The organism is Aureimonas populi (genome assembly GCF_017815515.1).
Taxonomy (GTDB): Bacteria; Pseudomonadota; Alphaproteobacteria; order Rhizobiales; family Rhizobiaceae; genus Aureimonas; species Aureimonas populi.
The window spans coordinates 2,573,629-2,588,150 of record NZ_CP072611.1 but is presented as its reverse complement, the minus strand read 5'-3'; the positions used below and the strand labels follow the sequence as shown (position 1 = coordinate 2,588,150).

Below are 14,522 nucleotides of genomic sequence, written 5' to 3'. Positions count from 1 at the left end.
AAGGCGAATAAGACACGACTTATCTGGAGAATGGCGCGAGTGACGGGGCTCGAACCCGCGACCTCCGGCGTGACAGGCCGGCACTCTAACCGACTGAGCTACACCCGCGCTTGGCGCCGCTGGCTTGTCCCGGCGGCGTGATGGGTCGTTTACGGGAGCCTCCGATTCCTGTCAAGCAATCCGCTGGAGGAAAATCGAACTTTGCCAGAAGGCGCCTCCCCTTGCCTTCCAGGGGCCGATTTCGTAGACGCACGAAAGACTGCCGGTTATCCGGAGACGGTCGCCATGCTGATTTGCCGGAGGTTCGGGATTGGCATGAAGGATCGCCCCCCTTGATCAGGCATGTTTCGTCGCGGCCTTTGAAAGCGCGCGACAAGGGCGATTAGCTCAGTTGGTAGAGCGCCTCGTTTACACCGAGGATGTCGGCAGTTCGAGCCTGTCATCGCCCACCATTCCCGGCCCGCTTTCCGAATCGAAAAAAGAGGCGGACGCGGTTTGCGCCCCACCTCTCTCAGTAGGCCATGAGACCGGCTTGTCGGCGCTTATTTCTTCGCCGTGTTGACCGCGTCCTTCAGACCCTTGCCGGCCGCGAACTTCGGAACGTTGCGAGCCGGGATGTCGACTTCCGCGCCGGTCGAGGGGTTGCGCCCCTTCGAGGCCGCGCGGTGCGAGACGGAGAAGGTGCCGAAGCCGACCAAGCGGATATCGTCGCCCTTGGACAGTGCTCCCTCGATCGCGTCGAAAACCGCATCCACGGCGGAGACCGCCTGCTGCTTCGACAGCTCAGCCTTGTCCGCCACCGCGGCGATCAGCTCATTCTTGTTCATCGGATATCCTCCTGACGTTGAGATGCCTTGCGCACCAATCGGCGCAGACGATGGTCAAATCGGCTTGATCATTCAAGCGGCAAGAGGCGTAAAGCCCGCAAAACCGGCCCATTCAACAAAAAATGCCGCCCGAGGGCGGCATTTTCGCTTCGATCCAGCCCAGCGAACCGCCTTAATGGGCGGTAGCGGAGGCCGAGTCGTCGTTGTGCTCGGCGGCCGGCAGGGGATTCTCCTGCTCGCTCCACTCCACGGCTTCGGGCTGGCGAACGAGGGCGTGCTGAAGCACCTCGCCCATCCGCGAGACCGGCACGATCTCGAGCTCGTTCTTCACGTTCGCGGGGATGTCGACAAGATCCTTGGCGTTCTCCTCCGGGATCAGCACCTTCTTGATGCCGCCGCGCAGTGCCGCCAGAAGCTTCTCCTTCAGCCCCCCGATCGGGAGTACGCGCCCACGCAGGGTTATCTCGCCCGTCATGGCGATATCGCGGCGCACGGGGATGCCCGTCATCACCGAGACGATGGCGGTAGCCATCGCCGTGCCGGCGGATGGCCCGTCCTTCGGCGTCGCGCCCTCGGGCACGTGGACGTGGATGTCCCGCTTCTCGAAGAGAGGCGGCTCGATGCCGTAGTCCAGGGCACGGGAGCGCACGAAGGACGCAGCAGCCGAGATGGACTCCTTCATCACGTCCTTCAGATTGCCCGTGACGGTCATCTTGCCCTTGCCGGGCATCATGACCCCTTCGATGGTCAGAAGCTCGCCGCCGACCTCCGTCCAGGCAAGCCCCGTGACCACGCCGACCTGATCGTCCGATTCGGCCTCGCCGTAGCGATAGCGCGCCACGCCGAGATAATCGGCGATATTGGCGGCCGTGATGTCGACCCGGTTCTTCTCCTCCTTGAGGATCTGCGTGACGGCCTTGCGCGCGAGCTTCATCAGTTCGCGCTCATAGGAGCGGACGCCGGCCTCGCGCGTGTAGCGCCGCGCAATCTCCCGCAGAGCATCGTCCGAGACGGAGAACTCGCTCTCCTTCAACGCATGGTCGCGAATCGCCTTCGGCAGAAGATGGCGCTTGGCGATCTCGATCTTCTCATCCTCGGTGTAGCCCGCGATGCGGATGATCTCCATGCGGTCCATGAGCGGACCGGGGATGTTCAGCGTGTTGGCCGTCGTCACGAACATGGTGGAAGAGAGGTCGTACTCCACCTCCAGATAGTGGTCCATGAACGTGGCGTTCTGCTCGGGATCGAGCACCTCAAGCAGGGCCGAGGACGGATCGCCCCGGTAGTCCTGGCCAAGCTTGTCGATCTCGTCGAGAAGGAAGAGCGGATTGGAGCGCTTGGCCTTCTTCATCGACTGGATGACCTTGCCGGGCATCGAGCCAATATAAGTGCGCCGATGCCCGCGGATCTCGGCCTCGTCCCGAACGCCGCCAAGCGCCATGCGTACGTATTCGCGCCCCGTCGCGCGGGCGATGGACTTGGCGAGCGAGGTCTTGCCGACGCCCGGAGGCCCGACGAGGCAGAGGATCGGGCCCTTGAGCTTCGACTGCCGGCTCTGCACCGCCAGATACTCGACGATGCGCTCCTTCACCTTGTCCAGGCCGTAATGCTCCTCGTCGAGGATCGCCTCGGCCTTCTTCAGGTCGATCTTGACGCGCGAAGGCTTGCCCCAGGGCAGGCCCAGCAGCCAGTCGAGATAGTTGCGTACCACGGTCGCCTCGGCCGACATCGGGCTCATCTGCCGCAGCTTCTTCAGCTCGGCGTTGGCCTTGTCGCGCGCTTCCTTCGACAGCTTGGTCTTCTTGATGCGCTCCTCGATTTCAGAGGCCTCGTCACGGCCTTCCTCGCCGTCGCCAAGCTCCTTCTGGATCGCCTTCATCTGCTCGTTCAGATAGTACTCGCGCTGAGTCTTCTCCATCTGGCGCTTGACGCGCGAGCGGATGCGCTTCTCCACCTGAAGAACCGAAATCTCCGCTTCCATGAAGGACAAGGCGCGCTCGAGCCGATCGCGGACCTTGATCAGGCCCAGCATCTCCTGCTTCTCGGGAATCTTGATCGCCAGATGCGAGGCCACCGTATCGGCGAGCTTGGAATAATCGTCGATCTGGCTCGCTGCGCCCACGACCTCGGGCGATATCTTCTTGTTGAGCTTGACGTAGTTCTCGAACTCCGAAATCACCGACCGGGAGAGCGCCTCGATCTCGACCTGGTCCTCGTCCTCCGCCTCGATCAACTCGGCAATGGCCTCGTGCCACTCGCTCGATTCGGTGAAGCGGGTGATGCGCGCGCGCGCGATTCCCTCCACCAGAACCTTCACGGTCCCATCGGGAAGCTTCAGTAGCTGGAGCACATTGGCCACCGTGCCGATCTCGTAGATCGAACCGGGAGCAGGATCCTCATCCGCCGCGTTCTTTTGCGTCGCAAGAAGGATTTGCTTGTCGGAGCCCATCACCTCCTCAAGCGCCTTGATCGACTTCTCCCGCCCGACGAACAGGGGCACGATCATATGCGGGAAGACAACAATGTCGCGAAGCGGAAGAACCGGGTAGCGGCCTTCGGCTTCGAGCGTGGGGGTGACGTTCGTCATGAGAGTCCTTTCTGCGGACGGACCGCCTCAGGCCGTCTTCGTCGAACCTTCGCGGAAGCGTTCGGCCAGACGCCTTTTTGTCCCGCACAATGTGGTCTCGCCCGTCTGGTTATTCAAGCGAAAGGAGCGGTGCACGCAAGCCGGCGTCGTCTCGCCCGAACATCAAAAAAAGCCCGCCCCGGAGTAACCGGAGCGGGCTCGATCGGTGAGCATGAAGAGGAAGGCAGAACGGGCGCTCACGCGCTGACGTTCTCCTTCTCGTCCTTGCGCTCGGCATAGATATAAAGCGGACGCGCGCTGCCTTCGATGACCTCTTCGGAGATGACGACCTCCTGGACGCCCTCCAGCGTCGGCAGGTCGAACATCGTATCCAGAAGCATCGCCTCCATGATGGAGCGCAGGCCGCGAGCGCCGGTCTTGCGCTCGATCGCCTTGCGGGCGATGGCTTTCAACGCGTCCTCATGGAAGGACAGCTCGACATTTTCCATCTCGAACAGGCGCTGGTACTGCTTCACCAGCGCGTTCTTCGGCTGGACGAGAATCTGCACCAGCGCCGTCTCGTCGAGATCTTCCAGCGTCGCCAGCACGGGCAGGCGGCCGACGAATTCGGGGATGAGGCCGAACTTCAGCAGATCCTCCGGCTCGACCTGACGGAACAGGTCGCCGGTGCGCCGGTCTTCCGGCGACATGACGTTGGCGGCAAAGCCGATGGAGGTCTTGCGGCCGCGGTCGGAGATGATCCGGTCAAGGCCCGCGAACGCGCCGCCGCAGATGAAGAGGATATTGGCCGTGTCCACCTGCAGGAATTCCTGCTGCGGATGCTTGCGCCCGCCCTGCGGCGGCACGGACGCCACCGTGCCCTCCATGATCTTCAGAAGCGCCTGCTGGACGCCCTCGCCCGACACGTCGCGCGTGATGGAAGGGTTATCCGACTTACGGCTGATCTTGTCGATCTCGTCGATATAGACGATGCCGCGCTGCGCCCGCTCGACATTGTAGTCGGCCGACTGAAGCAGCTTGAGGATGATGTTCTCAACATCCTCGCCGACATAGCCCGCTTCCGTCAGCGTCGTGGCGTCCGCCATGGTGAACGGCACATCGAGAATGCGGGCCAGCGTCTGCGCCAGCAGCGTCTTGCCGCAGCCGGTCGGGCCAATGAGCAGGATGTTGGACTTGGCCAGCTCGACATCGTTGTTCTTCGCCGCATGCGCCAGCCGCTTGTAGTGGTTGTGCACCGCCACGGACAGCACCTTCTTGGCGAAGGACTGACCGATGACGTAATCGTCAAGAACCGCGATGATCTCCTGCGGAGTCGGCACGCCCTCGCGCGACTTCACCATGGAGGATTTGTTTTCCTCGCGGATGATGTCCATGCAGAGCTCGACGCACTCATCGCAGATGAACACCGTCGGACCGGCGATCAGCTTGCGGACCTCGTGCTGGCTCTTTCCGCAGAAAGAGCAGTAGAGCGTGTTCTTGCTGTCGCCGCCGCTCACTTTGCTCATTCTCTCAATCCTTCCAGTCCGAGATCCGCCCGGAGCCCTCATTGCGGCGCGAGCGCCGCCACCATTCCCAGCCACGAGGCTTGCCGCGCAAACCCGCCCGAATCAAGAACGCATCCGGACGAATGACAGGATTGCGACGCTTTCCTTGACCGACGCTTGCGGACCGGCCGTGCATTGCGCCAATCTAGAAATTCGACGCGACCACATCAAGGCGCCCGGCCCTCAGACCGCCGCCGCCCCTTCGAGCGCCTCGCGGGACGAATAGACCTTGTCGATGAGGCCGAAGGCCTGCGCCTCCTCCGACGTCATGAAATGATCGCGGTCCAGCGTCTTCTCGATGGTCTCGTAGTCCTGCCCGGTGTGCTGGACATACACCTCGTTCAAGCGCCGCTTCAGCTTGATGATGTCCTGCGCGTGGCGCTCGATATCCGAGGCCTGGCCCGAGAAGCCGCCGGAAGGCTGGTGCACCATGATGCGCGCGTTCGGCGTGGCGAAGCGCATATCCTTGTGCCCGGCGCACAGCAGAAGCGAGCCCATGGACGCCGCCTGCCCTATGCAGAGCGTGGAGATGGCGGGCCGCACGAACTGCATCGTGTCGTATATCGCCATTCCGCTCGTCACCACACCGCCGGGCGAGTTGATGTAGAGGGAAATTTCCTTCTTCGGATTCTCGGCCTCGAGGAAGAGGAGCTGCGCACAGACCAGCGTCGCCATCGAATCCTCGATGGGGCCGGTAATGAAGATGATGCGCTCTTTCAGGAGGCGCGAGAAGATGTCGTAGGCCCGCTCGCCACGATTGGTCTGTTCGACCACCATCGGCACGAGGTTCATCGCGGTTTCGACTGGGTGCTTCATGGGAGTGCAGGCTTTCGTTTGGAACGGATGGACCGCCGGAGAAGCGGCCGGGAATCAGGGCGGGCCTTTCCTGTCGTAGATAGGACCTTGCCCCCGGCCCGCGCAAGGCCGGCGCAGCGCCCTCAGGCCGGGGGTTTCGGCTCGGCCGCCTCCTCCCCCGTCGGACCGGGCGTCTCGCGCGCCGGCGTCAGGATCGTCGCCGGCGCCTCCCGGTCGCGCATGAAGTGCAGCGGCGGCGCGCTACCGTCCTTGTTGGAGCCGAACCAGAGGGTGGTCTGCGGCAGCGGAATCTCGATCCCGCGCCTGTCCAGCGTGCGCTTGACGATCTCTCGATAGGCGCGGCCGACGCTCCACTGGGTTCCGGGCAAGGTACGCATGCGGCCGCGAACCGTGACCGTGTAGTTACCGATGGTCTCGACACCGAAAATCTCGAAATCGTCGATCACGTTCATACCCTGCTCGCCCTCGCGCAGGATATCGAAGGCCTCGCGCATGGCCGCTTTCACCTCGCCGATATCTTCGCGATAGGAGACGGAGACATCGGCGACGAAATTGGAGAAGTCCTTCGTCATGTTCGACACCTGATCGACGGCCGAGAAGGGGATGAGGTGGTAGGTGCCGTCCAGCGAACGAAGGGACACGGAGCGGATCGTAAGCTTCTCCACCACGCCCGCGATCCCGGCCACCTCGACCACGTCGCCCTCGTTCATCACGTTCTCGATCTGCAGGAACGCACCGGTGATGATGTCCTGCACCAGCTTCTGCGCTCCGAAGCCGATCGCCAGGCCCACCACGCCCGCGCCGGCCAGCAGCGGAGCGATGTCGATGCCGAGCTGCGAGAGAACCGACATCAGAACGAGAACGAGAAGCGTGACCGTGAAGGCGTTCCGGAACAGAGAGAGCAAGGTGCGCTCGCGGGCGGTGGGCACGGTCCCGTAATTGGGGTTCAGGCGATACTCCACCCAGGACGAGACGACCAGATAGACAGCGACCCCGATGCAGAGGACCAGAAGCGCCCCGGCGCCGCCGCTGATGAAGCGCTGGCCGAGCGGAGTGGTCGCCCACGAGGCCAGGTCCAGCAGCGCCCAGGCATTCAGGATCGAGCCGAAGACGAGGAGGATCACGACGATGCGTACGATCAGCAGCAGTTTCGGGATGAAGGTGTTCACGCGCCGCTCCAGGAGCGGGAAGCGATCCTTCGAGGATTGCGGAATCCTGATGCCGCGCAGGATGAGTTTCGACAATAGCGTGATGACGAGCCCGCCGATCGTGATCGCCGCGAGCGACCTCAGGCTTGCCACGATCATGAACTGAAGCCCGTCCTCCGGGCTCGAGAGCCAGAGCGCGTAGAGGGCGCAAACGAAGGCGGCAGCCCCCAGGACCCAGACATGGCCGAGCGCCATGTTCACCTGCGCCTGAAAGCTCCTGTCGCCCGCAAGGTAGCTGCGCTGCAACCGCTCGCGCACCGTCACGCGGTTGCGCAAGATGAGTGAAAGCATGATCACGAAGACCGCTGTCACGACGATGAAACGAACGCTGTTGGCCGCCCTCATGTTGGAATTGGCTTCCACGACCGGAGCGACGAACAGGAAGGTGTAGCCGAGCAGCGAGATGAGAAGCGCCAGGCGGCCATACCAATAGCGCGCCTGCCTGTCGCCGAACGGCGTCATCCGCAGCGGGGGATGATAGGGAGCGACGAAAGCCGAGAGCGCGACCTTGATGCCTCCCACGAGCAGGAAGGCGTTGAGGAAGAGGGCCTGGTTGAGGTTGGGCGGACCTGCGAAGAAGATGAAGGCCGCCACGTGCCCGGCAAGGGCGCTGAGGAGAATCTTCCCTGCGCTCACCACGAAGGCCGAAGCGAGAAGGCCGAGCTTGCGCAGCGGCCGCCCGGGCTTGGCACGCGCGGCGATCCAGTCGAAGACCGGCCTCAAGGCGAGGGACAGGAGGAAATACGCTCCAAAAACCGCCACCGCCACCGCGAAGACCGGCGCAACGGCCTGGTAGATACGGGGCAGATTGATCGCCTGCGTTCCAGAAAGAAGCTCGGCTGAGGCGTCCGCGAGGCCGGCAACCGTCTGCAGCGCGCCCTGTGCAGCCTCGACACCGGAGCGCGTATAGCGCGCGAGCGTCGCCGGAAGCGAACCCGTCATCTCGTCGGCCCATATGTCGCCGGCATCCTCCTGCGCCGCCGCGCCGCCCTCCTCGCCTTCCGCAGGCCGATAGGCCATGGCGCGCAGCGATTCGACGAGCCGTGCGCGGGTTACGTCGCTTTCGAGAATGCGGATGAGATCGTCGATGCTGGCACGCTCACCCTCCCCCATCGTCGGCGTCTCTGGCTCGGACTCCGGCGTTTGCGTCGTCGCGCTGATCCCGGGAATGCTCGGAAGCTGTGCGGCGGCCGGGCCCCCGGCTACGAGGCACAGGGCCAAGACAAGCAGGCGGAGAAGATGCGTCATGAGCGGCATGGGGAGCTTGCGGATCGCCTCAAGGGATAGGTCACGGTGTAGCGAGCCTTGCGGCGAAGGTATGTTCGGCCCGGCCGCACAAACGCACAAGGGCCGCACGAGGCGGCCCTTGGGTCATGAGGAGCTGCAACTGAGGTGTCAGGCCGCGGCCTGCTCGTCCTCCTCGTCGTCCTTCATCAGCTCTTCCTTCGTCACCGTCTTGTCGGTCACGTCCACCGTGCTCAAGAGGTGGTCGACCACCTTCTCCTCATAGATCGGAGCGCGCAGGCTCTGCACGGCTTCCGGCGTCTTGCGGAAGTAGTCGTAGATCTGCTGCTCCTGCCCGGGATACTGGCGGACCTGCTCCAGCACGGCGCGCTGAAGCTCCTCGTCGGAGATGGTGACGCCGGCCTTCTCGCCGATTTCGGAGAGAACGAGGCCGAGGCGCACGCGACGCTCCGCGAGCTTGCGGTAGTCCTCGCGGGCCTTTTCCTCGGTGGTGTCTTCGTCCTCGAAGCTCTTGCCCGACTGCTCCAGCTCGCGCGAGACCTGCGTCCAGATGTTGCCGAACTCGGCCTCGACCAGCTTCTCCGGCAGCTCGAAATCATAGTCGGCGTCCAGCGCATCCAGGAGCTGGCGCTTGACCTTCTGGCGGGTGGCCATGCCGAACTGGCTCTCGATCTGCTCGCGCACCACCGTGCGAAGCCGCTCGATGGACTCAAGGCCAAGCTTCTTGGCCAGCTCGTCGTTCAGCTCCAGCTCGCCCGGTGCCGCCACGGCCTTCACCGTCACGTCGAAGACCGCAGCCTTGCCGGCCAAATGCGTGGCCCCGTAATCCTCCGGGAAGTTGACCTCGACCTGCTTCTCCTCGCCCGCCTTCACGCCGACGAGCTGGTCTTCGAAGCCGGGGATGAACTGGCCCGAGCCGATGACGAGGTTGGAATCTGTGGCCGAGCCGCCCTGGAAGGCCTCACCGTCGATCTTGCCGACGAAGTCCATCGTCACCCGGTCACCGTTCTCGGCAGCGCCGTCCTTCGGCTCATAGGCGCGCGCGTTCTCCGCGATGCGCTTCACCTGCTCCTCGACCTCGTCCTCCGGGATCTCGACCACGGGCCGCTCGATCTTGATGCCCGAGGTCTCCTTCAGTTCGAAGGAGGGCAGCGTCTCGTAGGACAGGGTGAAGCGGAAGTCGCCTTCGCCGCGAAGCACCTTCTCGGCCTCGGCCTCGTCTTCCGTCATCTGGATTTCCGGCTGCATGGCGGAACGCTCGCCACGCTCGGCGATGACGTTGCGCGGCGTCTCGGAGACGATCTGGTTGACGATCTCCGCCATGAAGGAGCGGCCGTACATCTTGCGCATGTGCGCCAGTGGCACCTTGCCCGGACGGAAACCCTTCAGCTTCACCTGGTCCTTCGCCTCGTAGAGGCGCGTCTGCAGCCGAGCCTCAAGATCCGAAGCCGGCACGACGATTTCGATCTCGCGCTTCAGGCCCTCGGCCTTGGTTTCCGTAACCTGCATCATAAACCCTTTGGTCGTTAGCCTTCGGCCAGCTTGGCCGATGTGATGAATCTCGTGTCGCCGGAAAACACGCGCTGGTGCGGGTGGAGGGACTCGAACCCCCACGCTGTCAGGCGCTTGGACCTAAACCAAGTGCGTCTACCAATTCCGCCACACCCGCTCGGCGCCCTGCCCCAGCTTTCGCGCGGCGCGCGTCTCTATATCACTGGTGTTTTCACCGTCAAACAGGAAAGAGCCGCGCGCCGCGCAGCGGCCGCCCCATGCTGCGTTGCACAACATGCAGGGCTGCTATGCGAACTGCGCGCTGGTAGGCGTCGGGGTGGCCGACTATCTTCCAACCATCGAAGCAAGACGCAGACAGGCGGCACGCTTCAATCGATTTAACCCCAGCCTGATGAAGGCAGTGTTCAAGATGAACATCGTTCGTTCCTACCACAACTGGCGGCGCTATCGCGATACCGTTCACGAGTTGAACCGGCTGTCGCAGCGTGAGCTTTCGGACCTGGGGATCGCCCGGTCCGACATTCCGGCCATCGCCCGCAAGGCGGCCGTCTAGGATTTACCAGTTTCGCGACGGCCCATCCTCCTCCCAGGGCCGAAGCGGATGAGAGCCTGCGCATCCTCCTCCCAGCGCAGGCTTCCAAACGACACCCGCCGGTCCTCCCCCGGCGGGTGTTGTCGTTTATGGGACGTGCTGCCCTTGCGACTCTTCCCGTCCGGCCGTGAAGGCTTTAGAAGACGGGCATGACTCCAAAACCCATTCATGTCGTTGGCGGCGGCCTCGCCGGCTCCGAAGCTGCTTGGCAGATCGCCGAAGCGGGCATTCCCGTTATTCTCCACGAGATGCGCGGCGTGCGCGGCACGGACGCCCACAAGACGGATTCGCTGGCGGAGCTCGTCTGCTCGAATTCCTTCCGCTCCGATGACGCCACGGCCAATGCGGTGGGGGTCATCCATGCCGAGATGCGCATGGCCGGGTCGCTCATCATGCGTTGCGCGGACGCCAACCAGGTACCTGCAGGCGGCGCGCTGGCCGTCGACCGCGACGGTTTCGCCGAGGCGGTGACGGGCGAATTGGCGCGCCATCCGCAGGTGGAGATCCGGCGCGAGGAGATCGAGGGGCTGCCGCCGGAGGATTGGGGCCAGACCGTCATCGCCACCGGCCCTCTGACCGCGCCTGCGCTGGCGGATGCCATCCGCGCCCAGACCGGGGCCGACGCGCTGGCGTTCTTCGACGCGATCGCGCCCATCGTCCACTTCGATTCGATCGACCTTCACACCGCCTGGTTCCAGTCCCGCTACGACAAGGTCGGACCCGGCGGCACGGGCAAGGACTACATCAACTGCCCGCTGGACAAGGCGCAGTACGAGGCCTTCGTGGCCGCGTTGATCGCGGGGGAGAAGACCGAATTCCGCGAATGGGAAGGCACTCCCTATTTCGACGGCTGCCTGCCCATCGAGATCATGGCCGAACGCGGGTCTGAAACGCTGCGCCACGGGCCCATGAAGCCGATGGGGCTGACCAATGTGCATCAGCCGGACATCAAGGCCTATGCCGTGGTCCAGCTACGGCAGGACAACGCGCTGGGCACGCTCTACAATATGGTCGGCTTCCAGACGAAGCTGAAATATGCCGAGCAGGTGCGCATCTTCCGCACCATCCCCGGGCTTGAGAATGCCGAGTTCGCCCGGCTCGGCGGGCTGCATCGCAACACCTATCTGGACAGTCCGCGCCTGCTCGACGGGACGCTGCGGCTGAAATCGCGTCCCAGCCTGCGTTTCGCGGGGCAGATCACCGGTTGCGAGGGCTATGTCGAATCGGCCTCCGTCGGTCTCATGGCCGGACGCTTCGCCAGCGCCGAAGCGCTGGGCCGTGCCGCTACTCCGCCTCCACCGACCAGCGCGATGGGCGCGCTGCTGGGTCATATCACCGGCGGACATATCGAGGCGCAGGAGGAAGGCGGCAAACGCTCCTTCCAGCCGATGAACGTCAATTTCGGCCTGTTTCCGCCGGTCGAGGTACCGAAGGAAGAGGGCAAGCGCCTTCGCGGCAAAGAGAAGACCATCGCCAAGCGGCGCGCGATGGCCAGCCGCGCGCTGAAAGACTTCTCGAACTGGCTCGAGAACGGCGCCCTTTCAGCCGCCGCCGAGTGAGGGCCACTGCGCTTCGCGCAGAAGCAGCGTCACGCTCGCGCCCGCCGGTTCGCCCTCAGGGCCGAGCATGAGCGAATCGAAACGCAGCCTTGCGTTTCGCCCTTGAGCCGAGGAGAGGTCGAAGACCGGCGGGGACACCGCTTCGCGGCTGTCGAACAGCGACCTGGGCATCGATCCGAGAGCTGCCGTCAGGTCGAAGCGATCCTGCCCCCCCGCCATCTCCACGACAAGCTCCGCGCCCTCGAAACGCAGGCTGATCGCCTCCGGCGGTCTCGGATCGGGCGTTGTCCCCACAGAACGGGCGTAGACGGCGATGTCGTATCCGGCCAGCCGGATCGGCCGCTCGGCGGAGGCACTGAAGCTTCGGAGCGCCGGGCCGCTGCCCGGCAGCGTCCGCAGGCCCAGGGCGGCAAGAAAGGCAGTGGCCTGATCGTCGCGTCGCGAGAAGAGCACCGCTCTTGCCTCGGTCTGATCGGGAGGCAGATAGCGGGCCATCCGCCACAACTGCCCGACATCCCCCAGCGCCATGATGCGCGAGCGCAATATCTTTTGCTCATCGGGCCGCAGCTCGTCGACACTCAGATAGCTCCCGTGGACGAACTGCCCCTCGATTCGGTCCGACTGGCTGCGGCCTACGATATTGCCGACGCTCCACGGCCCGATCACCGACAGGGCGAGGAACAGGGGCGCGATACCCGCCAGCCAGCGTATGTCGCCGCGTGTGCGCGCGAACGCCTGGAGCAAGACCGCCACCGCAGCGGCAGTCCCACCGAGGACCAGATAGTAGCGCGCCACGGTGAAGCCGTGTGGCTCGATCCGCAGCCAGGCGGCGAGAGCAAGCAGAATGAGTGGCACGATCAGCATCAACGCCCAGAACCGACCGAAGAGCCGGGCCGGCAGAGCCGCGTTCTCAAGGAACGGATGAATGGCGACCCGCAGCGAGAGGACCAGCAGCGAAAAGAAGCTGACGATCCAACCGACTTCCCCCACCGGCATCTGTCCGGTCACGGCGATGCGCAGCGCGTAGAGATGCAGGATCACGGCCGTCGCCAGCGCAAGCGGCGCCGCGACCCAGTCGAAGAGGGGACGCACTGTTTCGACCAGCCGCTCTTCACCCTCCAGCGTCACACGATCGGCCTGTGGGATACGCCCCAGGGCGAAGAGCGGCCCGACGAGGGCAAAGGCGGTGACGAAGATGTGGTTGTAGGCGCTGCTGCCGAAGCCGACCTGGAACAGGAACCGAACCATCTCCAGAATCGCCAGCAGCCCGGCCAAGAAAAGCAGAACGGAAAGGAAGGCGAGCGTCACCCCCACCCCGGTCCACAAGGCGAAGGACCAGAATTCCCGGGCCGTCCCGTTGCGCAGGAAAGGGGCCAGCGGGATGCTCAGAATGGCGGCCGGCAAGAGAGCTGGCGCGTAGATCGCCAGCGGCCGCCCGCTCCAGATGCCCAGGCCCAGCACCAGCGCGGCGGCCAGAGGCAGGATCAGCAGGCTCCGCGAGCCTGCGCGCGCGCGCGGCTCCAGCCCCACGCGCACTGCTACGGACGCAGCCGCTGCGGCGCCCAGGGCGGAAAGAAGCCGGGGGAGGTCCGGCCAGAACGGCACGTCGAACCGCGATACTTCGAGGTTCGAGACGACGGCGAAAGCGACGATCAGGAGCGTTGCCACGGGAAAGCGCGCCGTTGCCATCCGCGCACCCACACCCAGGCTGCGAAGCAGCCGGGCGGTGCGGTGCGACAGGCGGGTGGCACCGCTCCCGGCACCCATCAGCCCTGCCCCTTCCGCATAGCCCTCCAATACGCCCAGCTCCGGCGTATCGGCCCCGTGGGCGCAAGCGCCGTGCCGCGCTGGAGCGCGGACATGGCGGCCTCCATACGGGCGGCCGCCAGACGGCCCGGCAGAAAGGCGGGTCGGATCGAACGCGGGATGGACTCCCATGCCCGCCCTGCGGCCGCCATATGTTCCCGGCCGAGCGCGGCCATCGCCTCGGCCACTGCGGGGACCGATGACGGCTTGCCTGCCCATAGGGATCGCGTGGTGCCGGCTGCTGAAAAAAGCTCTTCCGGGATGAAGATCTGTGCCCGGCCGGCCTGTACGCAGGCCAGGCCCAGAACCTCGACGGCCAGATCTGCGACGCCGGCATGGCCTGCGCAATCCGAGGCTTGCGCCGCGCTTTTACGATCAAGAATCATCGCGGCCAGCATGATGACAGTCGATTTCGTCTCCCCTGCATAGCCCTCGAACGCCTGTCGCGAAGGCATGGGGTCGTCGTAGAGATCGAAGATGCGAGCCTCGAGAAGCCGCTCGAAGGCCTCGGGTGGCAAAGAATGCCGGCGGACCGTTTCGATCAATGCTGCGGCGACCGGCGACCCCTGCCCCGCTTCTTCCTCTCCCGTAATGCCCTCGGCGATGCGGTCCCGCCACCATTGAAGCCGAATCTCGCCGGGCAAGGGCTGGCTGACCTGCTCGCGAATGCGTGCGGTTTCCTGATCGAACGCGTAGAGCGCACAGAGTGCCTGGCGGCGGTCCGCTTGCGCGAATTGCAGCGCCACGGCGCGATCCGGATCGTTCCGGCGCACCAGATCCTCGCAATGGGCGAAATGAGTGGCCATGGATGCCGGGCCGTCCGCTC

General features: G+C 64.5%; 10 protein-coding genes and 3 tRNA genes. 3 read left to right on the top strand and 10 right to left on the bottom strand.

Annotation, left to right across the window (positions count from 1 at the left end; translation table 11 throughout):
• Nucleotides 1-31: 31 nt before the first annotated feature.
• Nucleotides 32-108 (bottom strand) — tRNA-Asp (locus J7654_RS12105).
• A 268-nt stretch (nucleotides 109-376) separates the two neighbouring features.
• Here J7654_RS12105 and J7654_RS12100 point away from each other — a divergent pair.
• Nucleotides 377-452, top strand: a tRNA-Val gene (locus tag J7654_RS12100).
• 90 nt (nucleotides 453-542) lie between these two features.
• On the opposite strand, the gene hupB is transcribed toward J7654_RS12100, so the two are convergent.
• From hupB to J7654_RS12065, 7 genes are all read right to left on the bottom strand, one after another.
• A complete protein-coding gene (hupB, locus tag J7654_RS12095) occupies nucleotides 543-827 on the bottom strand; it encodes a DNA-binding protein HupB (RefSeq protein WP_209736175.1) in 285 nt (94 codons plus the stop codon).
• 172 nt (nucleotides 828-999) lie between these two features.
• Nucleotides 1,000-3,414 (bottom strand): endopeptidase La, encoded by a 2,415-nt coding sequence (lon, locus tag J7654_RS12090; protein WP_209736174.1) that lies wholly within the window; start codon nucleotides 3,412-3,414, stop codon nucleotides 1,000-1,002.
• 236 nt (nucleotides 3,415-3,650) lie between these two features.
• The gene (gene clpX, locus J7654_RS12085; protein ID WP_209736173.1) at nucleotides 3,651-4,919 is read right to left on the bottom strand and encodes an ATP-dependent Clp protease ATP-binding subunit ClpX; all 1,269 of its coding nucleotides are present in this window, start codon (nucleotides 4,917-4,919) and stop codon (nucleotides 3,651-3,653) included.
• A gap of 222 nt (nucleotides 4,920-5,141) precedes the next feature.
• Nucleotides 5,142-5,774, bottom strand: a complete 633-nt coding sequence (locus J7654_RS12080) for an ATP-dependent Clp protease proteolytic subunit (RefSeq protein WP_209736172.1) — start codon at nucleotides 5,772-5,774, stop codon at nucleotides 5,142-5,144.
• 122 nt (nucleotides 5,775-5,896) lie between these two features.
• Complete coding sequence (locus J7654_RS12075; protein ID WP_209736171.1) at nucleotides 5,897-8,230, bottom strand: mechanosensitive ion channel domain-containing protein; 2,334 nt, start codon at nucleotides 8,228-8,230, stop codon at nucleotides 5,897-5,899.
• Nucleotides 8,231-8,377: 147 nt separating this feature from the next.
• The gene (gene tig, locus J7654_RS12070; protein WP_209740497.1) at nucleotides 8,378-9,736 is read right to left on the bottom strand and encodes a trigger factor; all 1,359 of its coding nucleotides are present in this window, start codon (nucleotides 9,734-9,736) and stop codon (nucleotides 8,378-8,380) included.
• Nucleotides 9,737-9,811: 75 nt separating this feature from the next.
• Nucleotides 9,812-9,896, bottom strand: a tRNA-Leu gene (locus J7654_RS12065).
• Between the two features lie 252 nt (nucleotides 9,897-10,148).
• Here J7654_RS12065 and J7654_RS12060 point away from each other — a divergent pair.
• Both J7654_RS12060 and trmFO read left to right on the top strand, forming a co-directional pair.
• Nucleotides 10,149-10,292: a DUF1127 domain-containing protein gene (locus J7654_RS12060; RefSeq protein WP_209736170.1), complete on the top strand. Its 144-nt coding sequence runs from the start codon at nucleotides 10,149-10,151 to the stop codon at nucleotides 10,290-10,292.
• A 188-nt stretch (nucleotides 10,293-10,480) separates the two neighbouring features.
• Nucleotides 10,481-11,890 (top strand): methylenetetrahydrofolate--tRNA-(uracil(54)-C(5))-methyltransferase (FADH(2)-oxidizing) TrmFO, encoded by a 1,410-nt coding sequence (gene trmFO, locus J7654_RS12055; protein ID WP_209736169.1) that lies wholly within the window; start codon nucleotides 10,481-10,483, stop codon nucleotides 11,888-11,890.
• On the opposite strand, the gene J7654_RS12050 is transcribed toward trmFO, so the two are convergent.
• Both J7654_RS12050 and J7654_RS12045 read right to left on the bottom strand, forming a co-directional pair.
• A complete protein-coding gene (locus J7654_RS12050; protein ID WP_209736168.1) occupies nucleotides 11,873-13,657 on the bottom strand; it encodes a DUF4153 domain-containing protein in 1,785 nt (594 codons plus the stop codon). The genes trmFO and J7654_RS12050 overlap by 18 nt on opposite strands.
• Nucleotides 13,657-14,502: a phytoene/squalene synthase family protein gene (locus J7654_RS12045; protein ID WP_209736167.1), complete on the bottom strand. Its 846-nt coding sequence runs from the start codon at nucleotides 14,500-14,502 to the stop codon at nucleotides 13,657-13,659. The genes J7654_RS12050 and J7654_RS12045 overlap by 1 nt, the downstream gene beginning before the upstream one ends.
• Nucleotides 14,503-14,522 lie beyond the last annotated feature (20 nt).

Coding starts and splice junctions, on each gene's coding strand:
- hupB (WP_209736175.1), bottom strand. CDS start 827: ATGAACAAGAATGAGCTGATCGCCGCGGTGGCGGACAAGGCTGAGCTG.
- lon (WP_209736174.1), bottom strand. CDS start 3,414: ATGACGAACGTCACCCCCACGCTCGAAGCCGAAGGCCGCTACCCGGTT.
- clpX (WP_209736173.1), bottom strand. CDS start 4,919: ATGAGCAAAGTGAGCGGCGGCGACAGCAAGAACACGCTCTACTGCTCT.
- J7654_RS12080 (WP_209736172.1), bottom strand. CDS start 5,774: ATGAAGCACCCAGTCGAAACCGCGATGAACCTCGTGCCGATGGTGGTC.
- J7654_RS12075 (WP_209736171.1), bottom strand. CDS start 8,230: ATGACGCATCTTCTCCGCCTGCTTGTCTTGGCCCTGTGCCTCGTAGCC.
- tig (WP_209740497.1), bottom strand. CDS start 9,736: ATGCAGGTTACGGAAACCAAGGCCGAGGGCCTGAAGCGCGAGATCGAA.
- J7654_RS12060 (WP_209736170.1), top strand. CDS start 10,149: ATGAACATCGTTCGTTCCTACCACAACTGGCGGCGCTATCGCGATACC.
- trmFO (WP_209736169.1), top strand. CDS start 10,481: ATGACTCCAAAACCCATTCATGTCGTTGGCGGCGGCCTCGCCGGCTCC.
- J7654_RS12050 (WP_209736168.1), bottom strand. CDS start 13,657: ATGGGTGCCGGGAGCGGTGCCACCCGCCTGTCGCACCGCACCGCCCGG.
- J7654_RS12045 (WP_209736167.1), bottom strand. CDS start 14,502: ATGGCCACTCATTTCGCCCATTGCGAGGATCTGGTGCGCCGGAACGAT.